The organism is Dyella mobilis (assembly GCF_016904945.1).
GTDB classification, from domain to species: domain Bacteria; phylum Pseudomonadota; class Gammaproteobacteria; order Xanthomonadales; family Rhodanobacteraceae; genus Dyella_B; species Dyella_B mobilis.
On sequence record NZ_JADIKF010000039.1, the window covers coordinates 711,381 to 731,313 of the forward strand.

12 protein-coding genes are annotated in these 19,933 nt (G+C 63.5%); 7 read left to right on the forward strand and 5 right to left on the reverse strand.

Features of this window, described 5'->3' with window-relative positions; genetic code table 11:
• Positions 1-36 precede the first annotated feature (36 nt).
• The 3 genes from ISS99_RS14265 to ISS99_RS14275 all read left to right on the forward strand — a co-directional run bounded on the left by ISS99_RS14265 (position 37) and on the right by ISS99_RS14275 (position 5,144).
• Positions 37-2,094: an enterotoxin gene (locus tag ISS99_RS14265; protein WP_425490468.1), complete on the forward strand. Its 2,058-nt coding sequence runs from the start codon at positions 37-39 to the stop codon at positions 2,092-2,094.
• 75 nt (positions 2,095-2,169) lie between these two features.
• Positions 2,170-4,038: a beta-galactosidase gene (locus ISS99_RS14270; RefSeq protein WP_204632262.1), complete on the forward strand. Its 1,869-nt coding sequence runs from the start codon at positions 2,170-2,172 to the stop codon at positions 4,036-4,038.
• Positions 4,039-4,055: 17 nt separating this feature from the next.
• Positions 4,056-5,144, forward strand: coding sequence for a DUF3472 domain-containing protein (locus tag ISS99_RS14275; RefSeq protein ID WP_204632263.1), 1,089 nt, complete (start codon positions 4,056-4,058; stop codon positions 5,142-5,144).
• A 20-nt stretch (positions 5,145-5,164) separates the two neighbouring features.
• Here ISS99_RS14275 and ISS99_RS14280 read toward each other — a convergent pair whose 3' ends face one another.
• From ISS99_RS14280 to ISS99_RS14295, 4 genes are all read right to left on the reverse strand, one after another.
• The gene (locus tag ISS99_RS14280) at positions 5,165-6,472 is read right to left on the reverse strand and encodes a carbohydrate porin (protein ID WP_239537936.1); all 1,308 of its coding nucleotides are present in this window, start codon (positions 6,470-6,472) and stop codon (positions 5,165-5,167) included.
• 204 nt (positions 6,473-6,676) lie between these two features.
• Entirely contained in the window at positions 6,677-8,509 is a 1,833-nt protein-coding gene (gene typA / locus ISS99_RS14285; protein ID WP_204632265.1) for a translational GTPase TypA, read from the reverse strand.
• A 165-nt stretch (positions 8,510-8,674) separates the two neighbouring features.
• Positions 8,675-8,953 carry a hypothetical protein gene (locus tag ISS99_RS14290; RefSeq protein WP_204632266.1) on the reverse strand — a complete coding sequence of 93 codons (279 nt, stop codon included), beginning with the start codon at positions 8,951-8,953 and terminating at the stop codon, positions 8,675-8,677.
• 72 nt (positions 8,954-9,025) lie between these two features.
• Positions 9,026-10,423, reverse strand: a complete 1,398-nt coding sequence (locus ISS99_RS14295) for a GntP family permease (protein ID WP_204632267.1) — start codon at positions 10,421-10,423, stop codon at positions 9,026-9,028.
• Positions 10,424-10,591: 168 nt separating this feature from the next.
• On the opposite strand from ISS99_RS14295, the gene ISS99_RS14300 reads away from it, so the two are divergent.
• The 3 genes from ISS99_RS14300 to ISS99_RS14310 all read left to right on the forward strand — a co-directional run bounded on the left by ISS99_RS14300 (position 10,592) and on the right by ISS99_RS14310 (position 17,293).
• Entirely contained in the window at positions 10,592-12,817 is a 2,226-nt protein-coding gene (locus tag ISS99_RS14300) for a TonB-dependent receptor (protein WP_204632268.1), read from the forward strand.
• A gap of 71 nt (positions 12,818-12,888) precedes the next feature.
• On the forward strand, positions 12,889-13,917 hold the full coding sequence (locus ISS99_RS14305) for an extracellular catalytic domain type 2 short-chain-length polyhydroxyalkanoate depolymerase (RefSeq protein WP_204632269.1): 1,029 nt from the start codon (positions 12,889-12,891) through the stop codon (positions 13,915-13,917).
• Between the two features lie 64 nt (positions 13,918-13,981).
• A complete protein-coding gene (locus ISS99_RS14310) occupies positions 13,982-17,293 on the forward strand; it encodes a hybrid sensor histidine kinase/response regulator (RefSeq protein ID WP_204632270.1) in 3,312 nt (1,103 codons plus the stop codon).
• 17 nt (positions 17,294-17,310) lie between these two features.
• On the opposite strand, the gene ISS99_RS14315 is transcribed toward ISS99_RS14310, so the two are convergent.
• On the reverse strand, positions 17,311-17,979 hold the full coding sequence (locus ISS99_RS14315; protein WP_204632271.1) for a response regulator: 669 nt from the start codon (positions 17,977-17,979) through the stop codon (positions 17,311-17,313).
• Positions 17,980-18,097: 118 nt separating this feature from the next.
• On the opposite strand from ISS99_RS14315, the gene ISS99_RS14320 reads away from it, so the two are divergent.
• On the forward strand, positions 18,098-19,930 hold the full coding sequence (locus ISS99_RS14320) for a 3-hydroxybutyrate oligomer hydrolase family protein (protein ID WP_239537937.1): 1,833 nt from the start codon (positions 18,098-18,100) through the stop codon (positions 19,928-19,930).
• Positions 19,931-19,933 lie beyond the last annotated feature (3 nt).

A 19,933-nucleotide genomic window follows, 5' to 3' on the forward strand; every position in this document is an offset into this window, starting at 1 on the left:
GGATTCGCCGGCGACCTGACGCTTGAGAGGTTTTCGATGCTTCACGTGTATCCCCGTATGCCGGAAAAGAAAGCAAACACCGTGTCGCGCCTGCGCTTGACCGGCTTGGCCCTGGGGTTGTTGTGTGCGTGCGCCGGCAGCGTCGGCGCGGCTCGTGCCGATGATGCGGCGATCCTGAAACCGGGCTTGCCGGCTTACACCAGCCAAAGCGGTTCGGCCAGTTTCGGCAATGCCGCGCTGGTGGCCAACTGGAGCGTGGCGGACGGCAAGCTGTCTGGCCTGGCGATTACCGACCGCGACGACGGCCAGGTACTGAAGGTGGATGCGCCCTTTACGCTGGTGCTGCCGAACAAGCAGACGATCAAGGGCAGCGACATGCATTTGTTGTCGTCGCCCACCGAACGGGAGCTGGCGGTGAATGCCAAGGCTTCCAACCTGGCCGACCGCATGCCGGGCAAGGCGATCGCTGCCAGCTTCGGCGATGCCGATGGGCGCTTCCGCGTCGATTGGCAACTGGTGCAGCGCGAAGGCTCCGCCTATCTTCGCCAGATCGTGACGATCACCGCCCTGAAGCAGGACGAGCCGCTCACCACGGTTTACCTGCTGCCTTCCACCATCGATCACGCCGAAGTAGACGGTGTGGTGAAGGGCTCGCCGGTGGTGGCAGGGCGCATGTACTTCGGCTTTGAAAATCCGCTGTCCGACAGCGACGTGCGCGGACAGCACGTGATGCTCTCGATGGCGCGCACGCTGCCACTGCACAAAGGGCAGTCGATCACCTATTCGGCAGTGGTGGGCGTAACTCGCGAAGGGCAGATGCGGCGCGATTTCGCGACCTATGTGGAGCGCGAGCGGGCTCATCCGTATCGCCCGTTCCTGCATTACAACTCCTGGTACGACATCGGCTACTTCACGCCTTACAACGAGGCGGAGGCGCTGGACCGCATCAATACCTTTGGCCAGGAACTGACCGTCAAGCGCGGCGTGAAGCTGGATTCCTTCCTGTTCGACGACGGCTGGGACGATCGCTCCGGCAGTTGGGGTTTCAGCAAGGATTTTCCGCGCGGTTTCGTACCGCTGCGCGAAGCTGCCGCCAAATACGGGGCGGCGCCGGGCATGTGGTTGTCGCCCTGGGGCGGCTACAGCACGCCGAAGGAAGAACGGGTGAAGAACGGCAAGGCCGCCGGTTACGAGATCATCGATGACGGCCTGGCCTTGTCGGGGCCGAAGTATTACCAGCGCTTTCACGACGTGGTGATGAACCTGGTCGACAAAGACGGCATCAACCAGTTCAAGTTCGACGGCACCGGCAATGCCGACAGCGTGTTCCCCGGCAGCCGTTTCGACAGCGATTTTGCCGCGGCGATCGAGCTGATCAAGAATATCCGCGCTGACAAGCCCGATACCTTCATCAACCTCACCACCGGCACCTGGGCTTCGCCGTTCTGGCTGCGCTATGCCGATTCGATCTGGCGCGGCGGCGAGGACGACTGGCATGCCGGCGTGGGTACCGAGCGCGAGCAGTGGATCACTTACCGCGACCAGCAGACTTACGAGAACATCGTGATCCAGGGACCGTTGTTCCCGATCAACTCGCTGATGCTTCACGGCATCATCTACGCGCAGAAGAACAAGCGGCTCAACACCGATCCGGGTCACGATTTCGCCAACGAAGTGCATTCCTACTTCGGCACCGGTACGCAGTTGCAGGAGATGTACATCACACCCTCGCTGCTGAGCCAGCAGGATTGGGACACCTTGGCTGCATCGGCCAAGTGGTCGCGCGCCAATGCCGACGTGCTGCGCGATACGCACTGGATCGGCGGCGATCCGGGGCGGCTGGACGTGTACGGCTGGGCTTCGTGGTCGCCGGCCAAGTCCATCATCACGCTGCGCAATCCGGATTCGCATCCGCAATCGGCGGTGATCGACCTGCAGCGCCAGCTGGAATTGCCGCAGGGTGCCGCGCGCCGTTTCGCCGTGCACGACGTCTGGAAGAGTGGCGGCGATGTGCCGCAGCACCTGGACGCCGACCACGTGAGCACGATCACGTTGGCCCCGTTTGAAGTATTGACCCTTGAACTGACGCCTTGAGGTAGGCTCGGGCGCTTCCCTCGATACTCCCTCTGCCGAGTGCAGAGGGAGCAGCGCCCCACAAGGTACGGATCGATGCAGCGACGCGATTTTCTTCGATTTGCAGTACTCACCCCATTTGCCGCCGCCATGCCGGCGATTCACGCCGCGACCGGTCCGGTGGCGGCTGGCGAACCGCTCCCCGACGGCCGCAGCCACCGTTTCGAATTGAGCCGGCAGCATTTCCTGCTGGACGGCAAGCCGTTCCAGATCCGCAGCGGCGAAATGCATCCGGCGCGTATTCCGGAGGAATACTGGCTGCATCGCATCGGCATGGCCAAGGCGATGGGGTTGAACACCATCGCGATCTACCTGATGTGGAATTTCATGGAGAGCGAGCCGGGCGTATTCGAACTCAGCACCGGCCGCCGCGATTTCGTTCGCTTCATCAAGATGTGCCAGCAGCAAGGCATGTGGGTCTACCTGCGTCCAGGTCCCTATGTGTGCGCGGAGTGGGACATGGGCGGCTTGCCGCCGTACCTGCTGCGCGATCCCACCATCCGTGTGCGGACCAAGGACGATGCGCGCTACATGCAGGCCGTGCAGCGTTACATCGATGCGGTGGCGCCGCGGCTGGCCCCGCTGATGGCCAGCCAGGGTGGGCCGATCCTGATGGTGCAGATCGAGAACGAATACGCTTCCTTCGGCAAAGACCTCGACTATCTGCTGCGCCTGCGCTCGATGTGGCAGCAACGCGGCATCGACGGGCCGTTCTCGATTTCCGATGGCCTGGCGCAGATCCAGAAAACCAGAACCTATGTACCGGGTGCGGCGTTGGGCCTGGATGGCGATACCGATTTTGCTTCCGGCCAGTTGATCGCGGGCGAAGCGCCGGTGTGGGCGGGCGAGGCGTATCCGGGCTGGCTCACGCATTGGGGCGATCCGGATTTCCAGCGCGGCGACCTCAAGGGCACCTTGCGCCAGCTGCTGGCCGATGGGCGCTCTTTCAATCTGTACGTGGTACATGGCGGCACCAACTTCGGCTTCACCGCCGGCGCCAATGCCCACAACGACTACTCCGGCTTCGAACCGGTCATTACCAGCTACGACTACGGCGCGCCGATCAACGAACGTGGTGCGGCGACGCGCGATTTCCACACCTTCCGAAAAATGATTGCCGCGCACGTTGCGCATCCGTTGCCGGAGCTGCCGCCACCGCCGGCATCGGCGCATTTCGACCAGGTCTATGCCAAGCCCTATGCCTGCATCTGGGACAACCTGCCGCCCGGCCGGCACGTGGAGAAACCCAACCCCAACGAGATGCTGTTCGGGCAGGACCACGGCATGGTGATGTACCGCAAGACGCTGTCCACCGGCGGCTTGCTGCACATCGAGGGTCTGCGCGACTACGGCACAGTATTCAGCCAGGGCAAATATCTGGATTACCTGTCGCGCGTGAACAAGCCGGGCTTGAATGTGATCCAGAACATCGAGGTTCCGCCGCCGGCCAATGGCGCAGGTGCCACGCTCGATATCCTGGTCGACAGTTTCGGCCACGTCGGCTACGGCCAGGCGATGTACGACTTCAAGGGCATCGTTGGCGCCGTCACATTGGACGGCGATGAATTGAGCGGCTGGCAGGCGCACAGCCTGCCGCTGGACGATGCCTACGTCGCGGGCCTGCCGCCGATGACGGATGCCTCGACGATTCGCCCCGGCATGTTCTTCAAGGCCGAGGTGATGCTGGAACACACCGGCGACTGCTATCTGGACATGAGTGCGTGGGACAAGGGCTACGTGTGGGTGAACGGCCATCTGCTCGGACGCTATTGGCGCATCGGCCCGCAGCAGCGGTTGTTCTGTCCGGCACCCTGGTTGTGGCCCGGTCGCAATGAAATCGTGGTGTTCGACATGCACCGCGTCAGCGCCACCCCGATCGGCTGCAGCGATCGGCTCGGCAATTGAAAAACGAGAGGCGATGCATGACCCCGATCAAGGCTTGGATAGCGTGTTTGTGTCTGGCGATACCGGCCATCGCTTTGGCCTCGAACACGCCGGGCAGCTATACCCACTATGCGTTCGATCCGGCGGTGAAGGGTATGCAGGCCGTGGACTTTGGCATCACGGTGCAAACCGACCCGGGTTACCGCGCCAACGTGTTCTGGAGCAACCAGTTCAGCCTCGTCGGCGGGCAGGGCGGCTATACGGGCATGCAGAGCAACGGTGGCGACAAGCGCATGTTTCTGTTCTCGCTCTGGGATGCGACGGAAGCGAAGCCGGGCAGCGCCGGCAGCTATTGCCTGAGCTTCGGCGGCGAGGGCGTGGGCAGGAGTTGCCGCATGGCGCACGCATGGAAAGCGGGGCACAGGTATCGTTTTCACCTTGCCTTCGAAGGCGATCGCTGGCTGGGCGTAACGGTGACGGACACGACCACTGGGCAATCGTTCAAGCTCGGCAGCATACGCGCCAAGGTCGACGAGATTTCGCCCAAGGGCATGGTGGATTGGACCGAGTATTTCGAATGGAACTCGCCGCTGGCCGATTGCAATACGCAGCCCTATGCCAGCGCCCAATTCGATTTGCCCAGTGGCGACGACGGGCATGCGATGGCGCACGTCGCCAACACAGAGGCCAGCAAGAGTTGCACGTCGTACACGGCGATTGATCGTACTGCCGCGGGCAGCGTGCAGCGCAACGGCATCGGCAATTCGTTGCGCGGTGCGGTCACCAACGGCAGCGGGCAATGTGCGGCAGTTGCAAAGAATGCCAAGACGGCGGTGGCCCGGAGTTGTCGTAGCGACGACGGACAGGCGTGGGTGTATGCCATCGATCACACGCTGCGGCTGCAGAACAATACCTGCCTGGGCGTAGCTTCGGATCAGTCCGCCAATGTGACGTCGTCCGCCTGTACTGGGGGTCCTTCCCAGCAATGGGAAGCGGCGGCAGGACAATTGAAAAGTCGCGCCAATGGGCGTTGCCTGACCTCGTCGACTGACGGCGCACCGTTGACGGTGCAAGCGTGCAAAGGAGGCTCAGCTCAGAGCTGGCAGTTGCCCCCGACTCCGCGTTAGCGCGTAGTGCGCAGGTCGGGTTAGAACTCGACGTGCGCGCGCAATCCCGCGAAACGCGCGGGACCGCGATCGCGGTTGTAGCCGGGGTTGCGGATGAACTGAAAATCGGGGCTGAGGGTGAGGTGATCGATCACCGCCACGTTGTAATAGACCTCTGCAATCTGCTCCGGACCGTAGCGCAGCGTGCCGTCGCCGAGCAGGAAACCTTTTCCGCCGTTTTGCAGGTAATCGGCGTGAATGCGTGACAGGCCGTCGATGGCGATACCCACGCCCAGACGATCGTCCGAACGTCCCCAATGCACGCCGGAAAGCTGGAAGCCGCCGCTCAGCAAGCGGTCCACTTCGGTGAAGATGAAGGACTCGGTGTGGCCGTCGTTCCAGCCCGTACGCATGAAGAAGCCGGTATCGCCGTTGTCGGCCACCGGCAGTTCTCCGTTGATGCCGAAGCCGAACTTGTGCCGGCCGGGTGCGTCGTCGGCGTGGATGTCCGGTACCTGGCCGGTCAACTGGGCGATGTCGAGGGCTTGCTGGTAGATGCCCATGTTGCCCTTGTTGTAGAAGCCAAGGAAACGCAAGGCCCAGCCGTCGGGTTTGGGTTGCAACGTAAGTTCGAGCTGCTGGCCATTGGATTCGCTGAGCGATGAAATCAGCCGCTGTCCATTTGCTTCATAAGGCATGCGGTAGATGCCGTAGCGCAGGCTCCATCCGGGCATGATCCAGCCGAGCATCACACCGTAGGTATAGCCGCGCGTATCGGCGGCAAAATCCCAGGTGGTGTTGTTCCACAGCGACCAGTTCATGAACTGCGTGCGGGTGGAGTCGGCGTAGCGGTTCTTGTCGAAGTCGTCGTTGACGGCCATCAGTCCGGCTTTGACTTCGATGTGCTTGACGGCTTCGCTGCCCGGCAATTGATCCTGCCCGCGCTCGACGGGTGCGGTTTCATCGCCAAGCGGAACGGTCCAGCGCAGATAGCTGCGCGCGACGTAGGGCGTTTTGCCGAGGCTGGCCACCCCGGAGCGGATGATGTCGCCATTGGTGAGGCCGCCCAGGCCAGTGGCGTTGCTCACGCCTTCGCCCTTGAACATTTCCACGTCGACGTAGATTTGAAAGCGTGCCGGCAGCTGGATGCCGAAGTAGGCGCCGAAGGTGTGCGAGCGCGCGGTCGAGCCGTTCGCATCGAGGCTCAATGGACCGCTGTAGGGCGAATGCACGCGCCACTGGTGCTGATCGACAAACGTGTATTGCGCGCCGAGCCATTGCGGCACGAACAGCGGTGCGTCATCGGCGTGTGCGACCAGCGGCAAGGCGGCCAGTAGCAGGCACGACAAAATCTTGCGATGGTTTAGACGTTTAACCCTGCTGATCATGAGCGGAAAGAGCGGACGTTGGACGTCCCCATCGCGAGTGCGTCGTGGATGCTGCAGGGTGAGAAGGAGACTGTCAACGGCGACACATTACGCCCTCCCCCGGAGGGGAGCAGGGGAAAAGCAAAAGGCCACCTTGCGGTGGCCTTTCGTGATCTCGTGCAGCCATCAACCGGCGCTGCGCGAAGCCTTTTTGCGATCGTTCTCCGTCAGGTGCTTCTTGCGCAGACGGATTTCCTTCGGCGTCACTTCGACCAGCTCGTCGTCGTCGATGAAGTCCAGCGCCTGTTCCAGCGAGAACTTGGTGGCCGGCGTGAGCTGGATGGCGTCGTCCTTGCCGGATGCGCGCATGTTGGTCAGCGGCTTGGGCTTGATCGCGTTGACGGTGAGGTCGTTGTCCTTCGCATGGATGCCGACCAGCTGGCCTTCATACACGGAGTCGCCTTCCGCCGCGAACAGCTTGCCGCGATCCTGCAGCGGCCCCAGCGAGTAGGCGGGGGTGGTGCCGGCGGCGTTGGCGATCATCACACCGTTGAGGCGCTTGGCGATCTGGCCTTCTTCTTTCGGGCCGTAGTGATCGAACACGTGGAACAGCAGGCCCGAACCCTGGGTGAGGGTCTTGAACTGGTTCTGGAAGCCGATCAGGCCCCGCGCCGGGATCATGTATTCCAGGCGCACGCGACCCTTGCCGTCCGGCTCCATGTTCTTTAGCTGGCCCTTGCGGACGCCGAGGCGCTCCATCACCGGACCCTGGTGGTTTTCTTCCACGTCGACCACCAACTGCTCGATCGGCTCCATCTTCTGGCCGTCGATTTCCTTGATGATCACTTCCGGACGCGACACGGCGAGCTCGTAGCCTTCGCGGCGCATGTTTTCGATCAGCACCGACAGATGCAGTTCGCCGCGTCCGGAAACCAGGAACTTGTCGGCATCCGAACCCTGCTCGACGCGCAGCGCCACGTTGTGCACCTGTTCGCGGTCGAGGCGGTCCTTCAGCTGGCGGCTGGTGAGGAACTTGCCGCCGGAGAGATCCTTGTTGCCGGCGAACGGAGAGTTGTTCACCTGGAAGGTCATGCTGATGGTGGGCTCGTCGACAGTCAGCGCGGGCAGCGCTTCCGGAGTATCCAGCGCGCAGACGGTGTCGGAAATGGTCAGCTCCTGGATACCGGAGATGGCAACGATGTCGCCCGCTTCGGCGGTGTCCTGCTCGATGCGCTCAAGGCCGAGGAAGCCGAGCACCTGCAGCACCTTGCCCTGGCGCTTCTTGCCGTGGCGGTCGATCACCGCCACCGGCATGTTCTTCTTCAGCGTGCCGCGCTGGATGCGGCCGATGCCGATCACGCCCACGAAGTTGTTGTAGTCGAGCTGGCTGATGCGCATCTGGAACGGGCCGGTCGGATCTACGTCCGGCTTCGGCGCGTGATCCATGATCGCCTGGTACAGCGGGGTCATGTCGCCTTCGCGGGCATTCTCGTCGAGCGAGGCATAGCCGTTGAGCGCCGAGGCGTACACGATCGGGAATTCCATCTGCTCGTGGGTGGCGCCGAGGCGGTCGAACAACTCCCACACCTGTTCCACCACCCACTCCGGACGGGCGCCCGGACGGTCGATCTTGTTGACCACCACGATCGGCTTGAAGCCCATCGCGAAGGCTTTCTGGGTCACGAAGCGGGTCTGCGGCATCGGGCCGTCCATCGCGTCGACCAGGATCAGCACGGTGTCGACCATCGACAGCACGCGCTCGACCTCGCCGCCGAAGTCGGCGTGGCCTGGGGTGTCGACGATGTTGATGCGGTTGCCCTGCCAGGTGATGGCGGTGTTCTTGGCCAGGATGGTGATGCCGCGTTCCTTTTCCTGGTCGTTGCTGTCCATCACGCGTTCGGCCAGCACGGTGCGCTCGGACAGGGTGCCCGACTGCTTCAGGAGCTGGTCGACGAGGGTGGTTTTGCCATGGTCGACGTGGGCGACGATGGCGATATTGCGCAGATTTTCGATGGACATGGGTAAGAGGCTTGGGCCAACCGTAAGGCTGCCGCGCAGGTTTGAGTAAGGGTTAACCTGCGGATTATACGGGGTTATGTGACAGCTTGCTTGACGGGTTTGCCCCCTCCTCCTTGAGAGGGGGCAAACCCGCGGGAGGGCCCCAGGGGGGGCCGGCCGTTGGCATCAGGCCTCGGCGTCTTCCTCTTCGTCCTCGTCTTCTTCGTCTTCTTCGAACTCGGACAGCTCTTCGACGCGCACGAAGTTGGCCGCTTCGTCGGCGAACGCGATGCGCTTGCCGTCGGCGCTCATCGGGCGCACTTCCTGCTGCCGGGCGCCGTTGTCGAGGGTTTCGACCAGGGCAAAGCAGACCAGGGCCGCGGCACTTTCCTCGCCGCTTTCGTCATACACGGCGACCCAGCCGTTGGCCGGGAGAATCTGCAGGATGTTTGTTTGCTTGGACATGATGGCTCCGCGTGCTGAAAGGCGCGCACGATGGCTCATCGGTCATGACATTGGCAAGCGCGGAGGGCAAAGCTAGACGAGTCCGGTTGCGTAGAACACCGCGATCACCACCAATACCGCCGCGGTCTTGATCACGGTGATGGCGAAAATGTCCCGGTAAGACTGCCGGTGCGTCAGGCCGGTCACGGCCAGCAGGGTGATGACGGCGCCGTTGTGAGGCAGGGTATCCATGCCACCGGAAGCCATTGCCGCCACCCGGTGCAGCACTTCCATCGGAATGCCCGCCGCCTTGGCGTTGTGGATGAACGTGTCGGCCATCGCCGCCAGCGCGATGCTCATGCCGCCGGAAGCCGAGCCGGTGATGCCGGCCAGGGCGGTCACAGAGATGGCTTCGTTGACCAGTGGATTGGGCACGGCATGCAGCGCGTCGGCTACCGCGCGGAAGCCGGGCAGGGCCGCGATGACCGCGCCGAAGCCGTATTCGGAGGCGGTGTTCATCGATGCCAGCAGGGCGCCGGAGACGGCAGCCTTGCTCCCTTCCGCGAAATGTTTCGTTACCGGCCCCCAGGCAAACATCAGCACGCACAAGCAGCCCAGCAGCAAAGCGCCTTCCACCGCCCAGATCGCGGCGATTTTCGACACCTCCTGCACGACCGGCGGCGGATGGCCGATCACCGCCGGCACAAACGATTGCACGCTTCCGTACCAGTGCGGAATCCAGCGCGTCAGCAACAGATTGCCCACGCCCACCAGCACCAGCGGCAGCAGCGCGATCAAGGGGTGGGCCAAACGGCCGCCCTCGAACGGCGCGGGCTCGTTGACCAGGCTGGTGCCATAACCTTCGCCGTTCGCCACGGCCTTGCGCCGGCGCGATTCCAGATAAAGCATGCCCACGATCAGGATGAACAGCGAACCGAGCGTACCCAGCCACGGCGCGGCCCATGCGTTGGTGCCGAAGAACGAAGTGGGAATGATGTTCTGGATTTGCGGCGTGCCCGGGAGGGAATCCATGGTGAAGGTAAACGCGCCCAGCGCGATGGTGCCCGGGATCAGGCGCTTGGGAATATTCGATTCGCGGAACAATTCCACCGCGAACGGATAGACCGCGAACACCACCACGAACAGCGACACGCCGCCGTAGGTAAGCAACGCACACACCAGCACGATCGACAGGATCGCGCGGCTGCGCCCGACCAGACCGATGGTGGACGCCACGATGGCCTTGGAGAATCCGGATAGCTCGATCAGCTTGCCGAATACCGCGCCAAGCATGAATACCGGAAAATACAGCTTGAGAAAGCCGACCATCTTGTCCATGAACAGGCCGGTGAACATCGGCGCGACCAGCGCAGGATCGGTCAGCAGCACCGCACCCAACGCGGCTATCGGTGCAAACAGAATCACGCTGTAGCCGCGGTACGCCGCCAGCATCAGGAAGCACAATGCCGCCAGCACGATAAGAAAGGCCATTCCTGTTGTTCCTTGCGCGTTCGTCAACCGATGTCTTGGGTGACGAGTATCCCGGCACGCTTGCATGGCGCGGCACTGTACGAAAGTACAAGTGTGGCCGCGCCGCGCCCTGCCTATGCTGCGCAGCATGGGCATCCGTGGGTGGATGCACACATTGCGAGGGGAAACATGAAGCGTAGCCATTTGAGTCTGGCGATCGGTCTGGCCGTGGGGTTGGCCGGCGCGGCGCCGCTGTATGCGCAACAAACCAGCGGAAACGGCAGCCAGGACAGCAATAGCCCGGCCAACGCCAAGAAGCTCGATCAGATCGTCGTCACGGCGCGCAAACGCGAAGAGACCCTGCAAGATGTGCCGATTGCGGTAACGGCACTGACCGCGCAATCGCTCTACGATCAGAACGTGCAGGACTTGAGCGATCTGCAAGGCAAGGTGCCGGATCTGCAGATCTATGCCGCACGCGGCTCCAACACCACCTTGACCGCCTATATCCGCGGCATGGGGCAGGCCGATCCCACCTGGGGTTTCGATCCTGCGGTTGGCATCTACCTGGACGACGTCTACATGGCTCGTCCGCAGGGCACCTTGCTGGATGTGTTCGACGTGGATCGCATCGAAGTGCTGCGCGGCCCGCAAGGCACGCTGTACGGCAAGAACACCATCGGCGGCGCAATCAAGTACGTATCCAAGCCTTTGCCCACCAAGACGGAAGGTTCGGTGGAAGTCACCACCGGCACGCACGGCGAAAAAGACGTGAAGGCGGCGCTGGGCGGCGCATCGGCCGATGGCGTGTGGCGCGGGCGGGTGGCGGTGGCCAGCGAGCACAACGACGGCTTCGGCACCGACCTGCTCAATGGCAGCCGCAACGGCAACAAGAACACCAATGCGGCACGCGCCACCCTCGGGTTCTTTCCGACCAGCAATTTCAATGCGCAGTTGGAAATCGACGGCATGCACGACAATTCCAATCCGCGCGGCGCGAAGATGCTGGAGGCCAACGAGTTCTACCCGCAGTACCAGCCGCTATCGAGCGACTTCAATACGCGCAGCGACATGCCGCAGCTCAACTGGACGCGCATGAAAGGTGCCGCGCTGACCTTGAACTGGATCGTCAGCCAGGATTGGACGCTGAAGTCGGTTACGGCCTATCGCAGTTCGAAAACCGACAGCAATATCGACTTCGACACCTTGCCGGTTGCGGTGGCCGACGTCGGCGCAATTTACCAGGATCATCAGTTCTCGCAGGAAATTCAGGCCAATTACGATGCGGGTGGCGTGATTCACGGCGTGATGGGGCTTTATTACTTCAACGGATCGGCGGCCGGCGAAATCCACAACGTGTTTCTTGGCTCGCCGCCGTACAGTCTGCTCGGCTTTTCCGAATACGGCAGCACCGGCGGCAGCATGGGCACGCGCAGCTATGCCGGCTATGGCGATTTCACCTGGGATATCAGTCCCTCGTGGAGCCTGGATGTGGGTGCGCGCGTCACCGACGAAACCAAGACGGCGGTGATCCAGAACTACGAATATTCCGACGACACGTTCACAGTGCCGATCGGCGTGCTGGCCGACTTCACCGGCTCGCATACGTCGCACAACATATCGCCCAAGGTATCGCTCGATTACAGCTTGAGCGACGACGTGAAGCTGTATGCCAGCTATAGCGAAGGCTTCCATTCCGGCGGTTACAACATCCGCGCCAACTGTGCCGTGATTCCTTCGTCGTGCAAGCCGATCCAGGACGAGAATGTGAAGTCCTACGAACTCGGCAGCAAGATGAGCTTCTTCGACAACAGCCTGATGATGAACACGGCGCTGTTCCACAACATCTATTCCAATATCCAGTTGTCGGTGTTTACGTCCTACACCGAGCCGAACGGCAGCGAGGGTTTCTTCGGCGACTTCACCAATGCGGGCAAGGGTCACATCGACGGCCTGGAGGAAGAGTTCGCCTGGTATCCCTCGCAGAACTGGACCTTCAGCGGCAATTTCGCCTACCTGCATACCAAGTACACCGAGTTCTACAGCGGTGGCGTCAATATCGCGAACACCCAGTTCTTCACCAACGCACCGAAATGGGCGGGCGGCTTGACCTTGCAGCGCAGCTTCCCGCTGGCCAGCTACGGCGAGCTCGATGCGCGCCTCAACTACAGCTACCAGACCTCGGTGTGGCCGGAAACGACCTTGTCGCCGCTGATCAAGCAGGGCTCCTATGGCCTGGTCAACGCGGGGCTGATCTGGCAGATCGACAAGCCTTGGTCGATCAGCCTGCAAGGCAGCAACCTGGGCAACAAGTCGTATCGCACCACCGGCTACAACATCGCCGCGCTTGGCATCGTCACCGGCTTCTATGGACCGCCGCGCATGGTTACGCTATCGGCCAAGTATACGTTCTAGGTTCTCCCCGGAACCGGCCCGTGGACTCCCTCGCTACGGGCCGGTTCTCTCTTTTGGCAAAGGATAAAGCGATGCGCTGGATCAAATGTTTGTGCGCGGGCCTGGTGCTGGCCGCTGCCGTGGCGCATGCCGATGACACCGTGCAGCCGCTGCCCAGATTGAAGCTGGATTCAGCGCGCACGGCGGTGACTGGATTGTCTTCCGGTGCCTATATGGCGACTCAGATGCAGATCGCCTATCCGGACATTTTTCCGAATGCGGCACTGGTGGCGGGCGGCCCATATGGCTGCGCGCAGGACAAACTGCAGGTTGCTCTGAGCACTTGCATGAAAGGCACGCCGGCGCCGGATGTTCAGGCATTGGTGGCCTCGGCCAAGCAACGAGCAGCTTCCGGCGACACGGGGCCGTTGCAGGATCTGGCCCATGCCCGCGTCTACCTGCTGCACGGTAGCGAAGATGCAATAGTTGCGCCGGCGGTGGCGGAGGCTGCGGCGCATTTCTATGAAGCTCTGAAGGATCAGCCTGGCTTGGCGGGCTTGCAGGTGAACGACGACGGCCAGCGTGCATTCGGCCACAACCTTCCCACGGCAGCCAGCGGCGACGATTGCGGCAAATCGATTTCGCCGTATCTGGGGCATTGCGGGTTTGATGCGGCGGGTGCGATCTTCGCGCAATTATTCGGTACGCCTGCGCACGCCGCCGCTGCGGAAGCACGCGGCACGCTGCAGCGTTTCGATCAGGATGCGCTGCGCCCGGACGGCAAGGACGCGCTGCTGGCGTCCACTGGCTATCTCTACGTGCCGCCCGATTGTGCCGCGGGCAAACGCTGCGGTTTGCTGGTGGCCTTCCATGGGTGCAAGCAGAATGCAGATGCGGTGGGGCAGGCGTTCGTGAAGGATGCGGGCTTCAACCGCTGGGCCGACGTTTACGACGTCGCCATCCTGTATCCTCAAACCAGGGCGAGTTTCGCGCCGTTGAATCCGCAGGCATGCTGGGATTGGTGGGGATATTCAGGCAGCCATTACGACACGCGCACGGGCGTGCAGTTGCTGTGGGTGGTGAATGCGGTAAAGGCGCTGGGGTTGCCGGTGAAGCATTGATGGTTGGCGTTGATGACGGTTCGCTTCCCTGTATGCAGGGAAGCGGGCACGAGCGAAGGGCGCGATGCTAAGCGCCGGGCTCATTGCCACCGCTGCATTGATCTGGTTGGGCCTGCTGTTCGGCGTGGCCGTCATCGGCGAGCGCCGCCCGCACCTGTTCGAGAAACGCTGGGCGATCATCTACGCGCTTTCGCTCGCCATCCATTGCACGTCGTGGACGTTCTACGGCACCGTGACCCAGGCCAGCCGCTCCGGCTGGTGGTTGCCGCCGACGTTTGTCGGGGCGATCCTGATGTACGTGTTCGCGGTATCGGTACTGCGCCGGCTGGTGCAGCTGGCGCGTGAATACAACGCGGGTTCGATCGCGGATTTGATCGTGGTGCGCCTGGGGCGGCATGCCGGACTGGCCGCGCTGGTGACGGTGGTGGTGCTGGTGGGCATCGTTCCGTATATCGCCTTGCAGCTCAAAGCGGTGGCGATGAGTTACACGCTGTTGCGAAGAGGTGAGCTGGCCGAATCGGCGCCTTGGCACGACAGTGCGTTGTACGTAGCCCTGCTGATGGCGTTGTTCGCGATGTTGTTCGGCACGCGGCGCGCTTCGGCCATGGCGCACAATCGCGGCCTGGTGCTGGCGATGGCGTTCGAATCCTTGTTCAAGCTTGGCGCGATGCTGGCGCTGGGTACGCTGCTGTTTACGCCGCTGCCGGCCGGGGCGGCGATCGGTGCGCCGCCGCCGCACGAAAGCAGCGGGTTTCCTGCGCTGATCCTGCTCGGCGCCTTGGCCATGTTTACCTTGCCTCATCAATTTCATGCCGGCGTGGTGGAGTGCCGCGACAGCTCGCACGTGCGCACGGCGCGTTGGCTGTTTCCGCTGTACATGCTGCTGATCGCCTTGCCGATCCTGCCCTTGGCGAAATTGGGCGACGCGTGGCTGGCACCCAGCGGTGTGCCGTCCGATTTGTATGTGCTTGCGTTGCCGTTGGCGCGTGAGCAACACGGTCTGGCCTTGCTGGCATTTCTCGGCGGCCTGAGCGCGGCCACCAGCATGGTGGTGGTGGCGACGCTGGCGTTGAGCCTGATGGTGGTCAATCATTTCATTGCGCCGTTGCGCGTGCGTGCGGGTTGGGGACGCGATGAGCGCGGCGATCTGCGCGGAGAGGTGCTCAACCAGCGCCGTGCGGCAATCCTCGCGGTAATTCTGCTGGCCTGGGCGTATAGCCGCTTGCTGGCGCGCAACGATGCGCTGGCGGATATCGGCGCGATTTCGTTTTCCGCCCTGGCCGGCTTGGCGCCGGCTTTGCTGGCTGCGGTATATCGGCCGCAATTGGGGCCGCGTGCCGTGGTGTGGGGTCTGGCGGTCGGCACCCTGGTGTGGTTTTACGTGTTGCTGCCGGCCGGCGTTTCTTCGTTGCCTGATTGGTTGCAGCAAGGTCCGTTGGGGTGGCGCTGGCTGACGCCGGACGGATTCATGGGGCTGGACGACTGGAGTCGCCTTGGCCGCGCGGTGATGCTGAGTCTGGTGGCTAACGTGCTGACGATGCTTGCTGTAGCCAATACGCAGTATGGACGCCGGCGCTGGACAGCCGGTGTGAGCAACGTGAGCGTGGTGGAGCTGCGCGCCCTCGCCGAGCGTTTTTTGCCGCACGAACGGGTCGAGCGCCTGTTCGCCGGCATGGATACGCAAGGTACGGCCGGCAGCGCGCGGGTCGCCGAGGTCGAGCACGAACTGGCGGCGGTGATCGGTGCGGCATCGGCCAGGCTGTTGCTGGAAGTGGTGCATCGGCAAGGGCGGGCCGAGTTGGATACGGTGGCGGCCATCGTCGGCGAGGCGGCGCAGGATCTGCACTTCAGCCAGCGCGTACTGGAAGCCGCGCTGGAAAACATGAGCCAGGGCATTTGCGTGGTAGACAGCGACTTGTGCCTGGTCGCCTGGAACAGGCGCTATGTTGCGCTGTTCGGCTATCCGCCCGAATTGCTGCAGGTGGGCTTGCCGGTGGCGGAATTGATTCGCCGCAATATTGCCGCGGGCATTATCGGTCCGGGTGACGTGGATGCGCGCGTGCGCCGCCGCCTTGCGCACATGCGCGCGGGCACCGAATTGCTGTCTGAGCGCCTCTTCCCCGATGGCACCGTGGTGGAGATTCGCGGTCACCCGATGCCAGGCGGTGGTTACGTGGCAACGTTTACCGACGTTACCGCGTTCCGCGAAGCCGAAAACGAACTCACGCTGGCCAACGAAACGCTGGAGCTGCGCGTGGCTGAACGCACGCGCGAGCTGGCGCAGGCGAGCGCGCAGGCGCATCGCGCCAATGAGGCGAAAAGCCACTTCCTGGCAGCGGTCAGCCACGACCTGATGCAACCGCTGCATGCGGCGCAACTGTTTGCACATGCACTGGCCGGACGCGGTTATGACGCTGCCAATGCGCGGCATCTCAACGACTCGCTGGCTGCTACGGAAGGTTTGCTGGCGGGGCTGCTGGATATTGCGCGACTGGAAGGCGGGCGCCTGCATCCGGAGCCGCGCGATTTTCCGCTGGCGGAAGTGCTTGAGCCGCTGGCGGCGGAGTTTCGTGCGCTGGCGACCGACCGCGGCGTGCGCCTGGGCGTGATCGAAAGCCGCGCCTGGGTGCGCTCCGATCCCTTGCTGCTGCGGCGCGTGTTGCAGAACTTTCTTTCCAATGCGTTGCGCTATAGCGAGCGCGGACGTGTCTTGCTCGGCGTTCGCCGTCATGGCGCCGGCTTGCGCCTGGAAGTGTGGGATACCGGCCCGGGTATTGCCGAAGCGGAGCGCGGCATCATCTTCGAGGAATTCCGGCGCGGCAGTGCGGCAGGCGGCGGGCAGGGGCTCGGCTTGGGACTGTCGATCGCACAACGCGTTGCAACGTTGCTGGAACATCCATTGGGGCTTCGCACCTGGCTGGGACGCGGCAGCGTGTTCTATCTCGACCTGCCACGTGCAACGTCGGCTTATCACGCTTCGGCGCCGACCATGGATGAGGTGCGTCCGCTGCCTGCCGGGCGTGCCTTGATCCTGGATAACGAACCTGCCGCGCTGGCGGCGCTAGCTGCCTTGCTGGGCAGTTGGGGCTGGGAAGTGCATGCGGCTGCCCAGCCTGGGCACGCGCTCGCGGCGCCTTGGCGACCCGATCTGTGCGTGCTGGATTATCACCTGGACCGGGGGCAGACCGGACTGGAAGTGCTGGACGCGCTGCGTCGCCAACACCCGCAACTGCAGGCGGTGATGCTTACCGCCGATCGCGATGGAGCATTGCGCCAACGCATCCTCGAAGCCGGTGCGACAGTGTTGTACAAGCCGCTCAAGCCGCTGGCGATGCGTCAGGTGATGTTGCGCGTAATGGCGGCTCGGGTGCAGTGAACGCGGCGAATCGGTGCTTACACGTGATGCGCATCGCCGCCCGGTTCGCCCAGATCGAGCGAGCGCAACAGTACGCTCGCCTGGGTGCGATTGCGTACGCCGAGTTTTTCGAAGATGGCGGTGGCGTGTGCTTTCACCGTGCGCTCCTGGATGCCCAGGCGATCGGCGATCTGCTTGTTGAGCAGGCCTTCGGCGAGCAGGCTCAGCACGCGATATTGCTGTTCGGTAAGTCGTGCCAGTCGCGCGGCCAGATCCGTATCGGCAGGGTTGCCGGGCAGGGCGGCGACGCTGCGTGACAGGGTTGGCGGCAGCCAGCTGCCGCAGTCGAGCACGGCGGCGACCGCTTCGCCGATCTGACCAGGGTCCGCACTTTTGGGAATGAAGCCGGCGGCACCGTGATCGAGTACGCGTCGCACCACCTGCGGTTCGTCGTGCGCGGAAACCACCAGCACTGCAGCCGCCGGATATTGGCCGCGCAGGGCGGCGAGTCCGGATAGGCCGTGGCTCCCGGGCATGTGCAGGTCCAGCAGCACCAGGTCGATGTCGGGATCGGCGGACAGCGCATCGAGCACGCCGGGCAGGTCGCTGGCCTCCTGCACGCTGCAGGTGTCCAGGTGCTCGCTTGCCGCCTGGCGCAGCGCGGCGCGGAACAAGGGATGGTCGTCGGCGATCAACAAGCGTGGCATGACGCGAACCATAGCGGGGGCCGCAGGTCGCGTCGAGGTAAAAAATGGCGGGTCCCCGGGTAAGCATGTTGTACTTTCGTACGATAGCCCAGCCCACCGGGCTTGCTATGGTAGGCGGATGAATATCCGCACCTGTCTGATTGGTATCGCCGCCCTGGCGTTGGTTGCCGGCGTGGCACGGTCGTCGACGACGGAGCCTTCGATGCAAGGGATCGAATTTGTGCGGGGCGAGGTGAGCGTCACCACGCATCGCGATCACGACGATCTGCTCAGTGCCGGGCTCGGGCTCGCCGGCCTGAAAGGGGCGCTGGCTCCCTTTGCGGACGCCGCGCATCCCACCGTTGAGGAATTGCGCCGGCGCGCGATCCAGACCAGTTGGAAAGGCATTGCCGATCTCGGTCCGCTGGGCGGCTACGGCACGGTGTACGGCGCGGTGCCGGACGTTCCGGGGCGCGAATTCGAAGCCTTTGCGATGATTCCGGGAGCGCACGCGCCGCATCGCGTGCTGGTGCAGGTGCCCGATCATTTCGATCAGGCGCATCGCTGCCTGGTGGTGACGGCGTCGTCCGGTTCGCGCGGCATTTATGGCGCGATTGCGCTGGCCGGCGCATGGGGCCTGCCGCGCGGCTGTGCAGTGGCGTATACGGACAAAGGCACGGGGTCCGGCTACTTCGATTTCGCCGACGACAGCGGCGTGGCACTGGATGGCCAGCGCGCCAAGCGCGGCACTGCCGCGTTGGAGTTCGAGCCGGTTGCTACGAAGGGCGAAGGCATCGCCGTCAAGCACGCGCATTCGGGCGACAACCCGGAGGCGGATTGGGGGCGGCACGTTTTGCAGGCGGCACGCTTCGGCCTGGCGATGCTGGATCGCGCGTTTCCCGAGCAGGCACCGTTCACTGCGCAGAACACCAAAATTATTGCCACCGGTTTGTCGAACGGCGGCGGCGCGGTGTTGCAGGCGGCCGGTATCGATGATCAGCACTTGCTGGCCGGCGTAGTGGCGCTGGAGCCCAACGTGCACGTGCCTGGGCACGGGCGAGCGCTGTACGACTACGCGAGCGAAGCGGCGTTGTGGTTGCCGTGCGCTCTGGTCGATCAGCGTTTCGCATCGGCGCCGTTTGCGCGCGATGCGCACGGTGCGCAACATGCGGCGTGGGTAACCCGGTGCGCGAGTTTGCACGCGCAAGGGCTGTTGAAAAGCAGCACGCTGGATGCGCAGGCCAACGAAGCCTACGAACATTTGCGCAGCACCGGTTGGACCGACCAGGCGATGGCGACGGCGGCTTCGTCCACCGCGCTCGATTTGTGGCGGGTGATCGGTGTCGCCTATGCCTCCGCGTATTTGCGTCGTGGCGCCGACGACATGCCATGTGGCTATCGTTACCAGGCACTGATCGACGGCAAGCCCGGCGTGGCTGACGAGGCTACGCGCGCAAGCTGGTGGGCGGATGCGTCGGGCATTCCCCCCGGCAACGGCATCGGTCTGTTTGGCGGCACGGACAACGGCGCCGACCCGCAGCTGGTCGGTATCAACTGTCTGCGGCGCTTGTGGACCGGCGATGATGCGGATGCGCGTGCCTTGCACGTGTCGGTGCGGGCCTTGGCTGTGCATCTACCGCGCAAGGATCTGCCGCTGTGGGTGATGCAGGGTGCGGACGACGGTCTGCTGCCGACGGCGTTCACCTCGGAACCTTATGTCGCGTGGCTACGCGAGGAAGGGCGCCGGCCGCTGTATTGGAAAGTGCCGCATGCGCAGCACTTCGATGCCTTCCTCGCCTTGCCGGGTTTCGGTGACCGGCACCTGCCGTTGTTGCCCTACGGCTACGCGGCGTTGGACCGGTTGTGGATGCATTTGTATCAGGGCGCGCCCTGGCCGGAGCAAGTGCCGGTGCCGCAAGGGCGGGCGCGTGGTGCGGGTGCGCTGGAGCGAGCGGCGTTGGCGTTGCCTTGATCC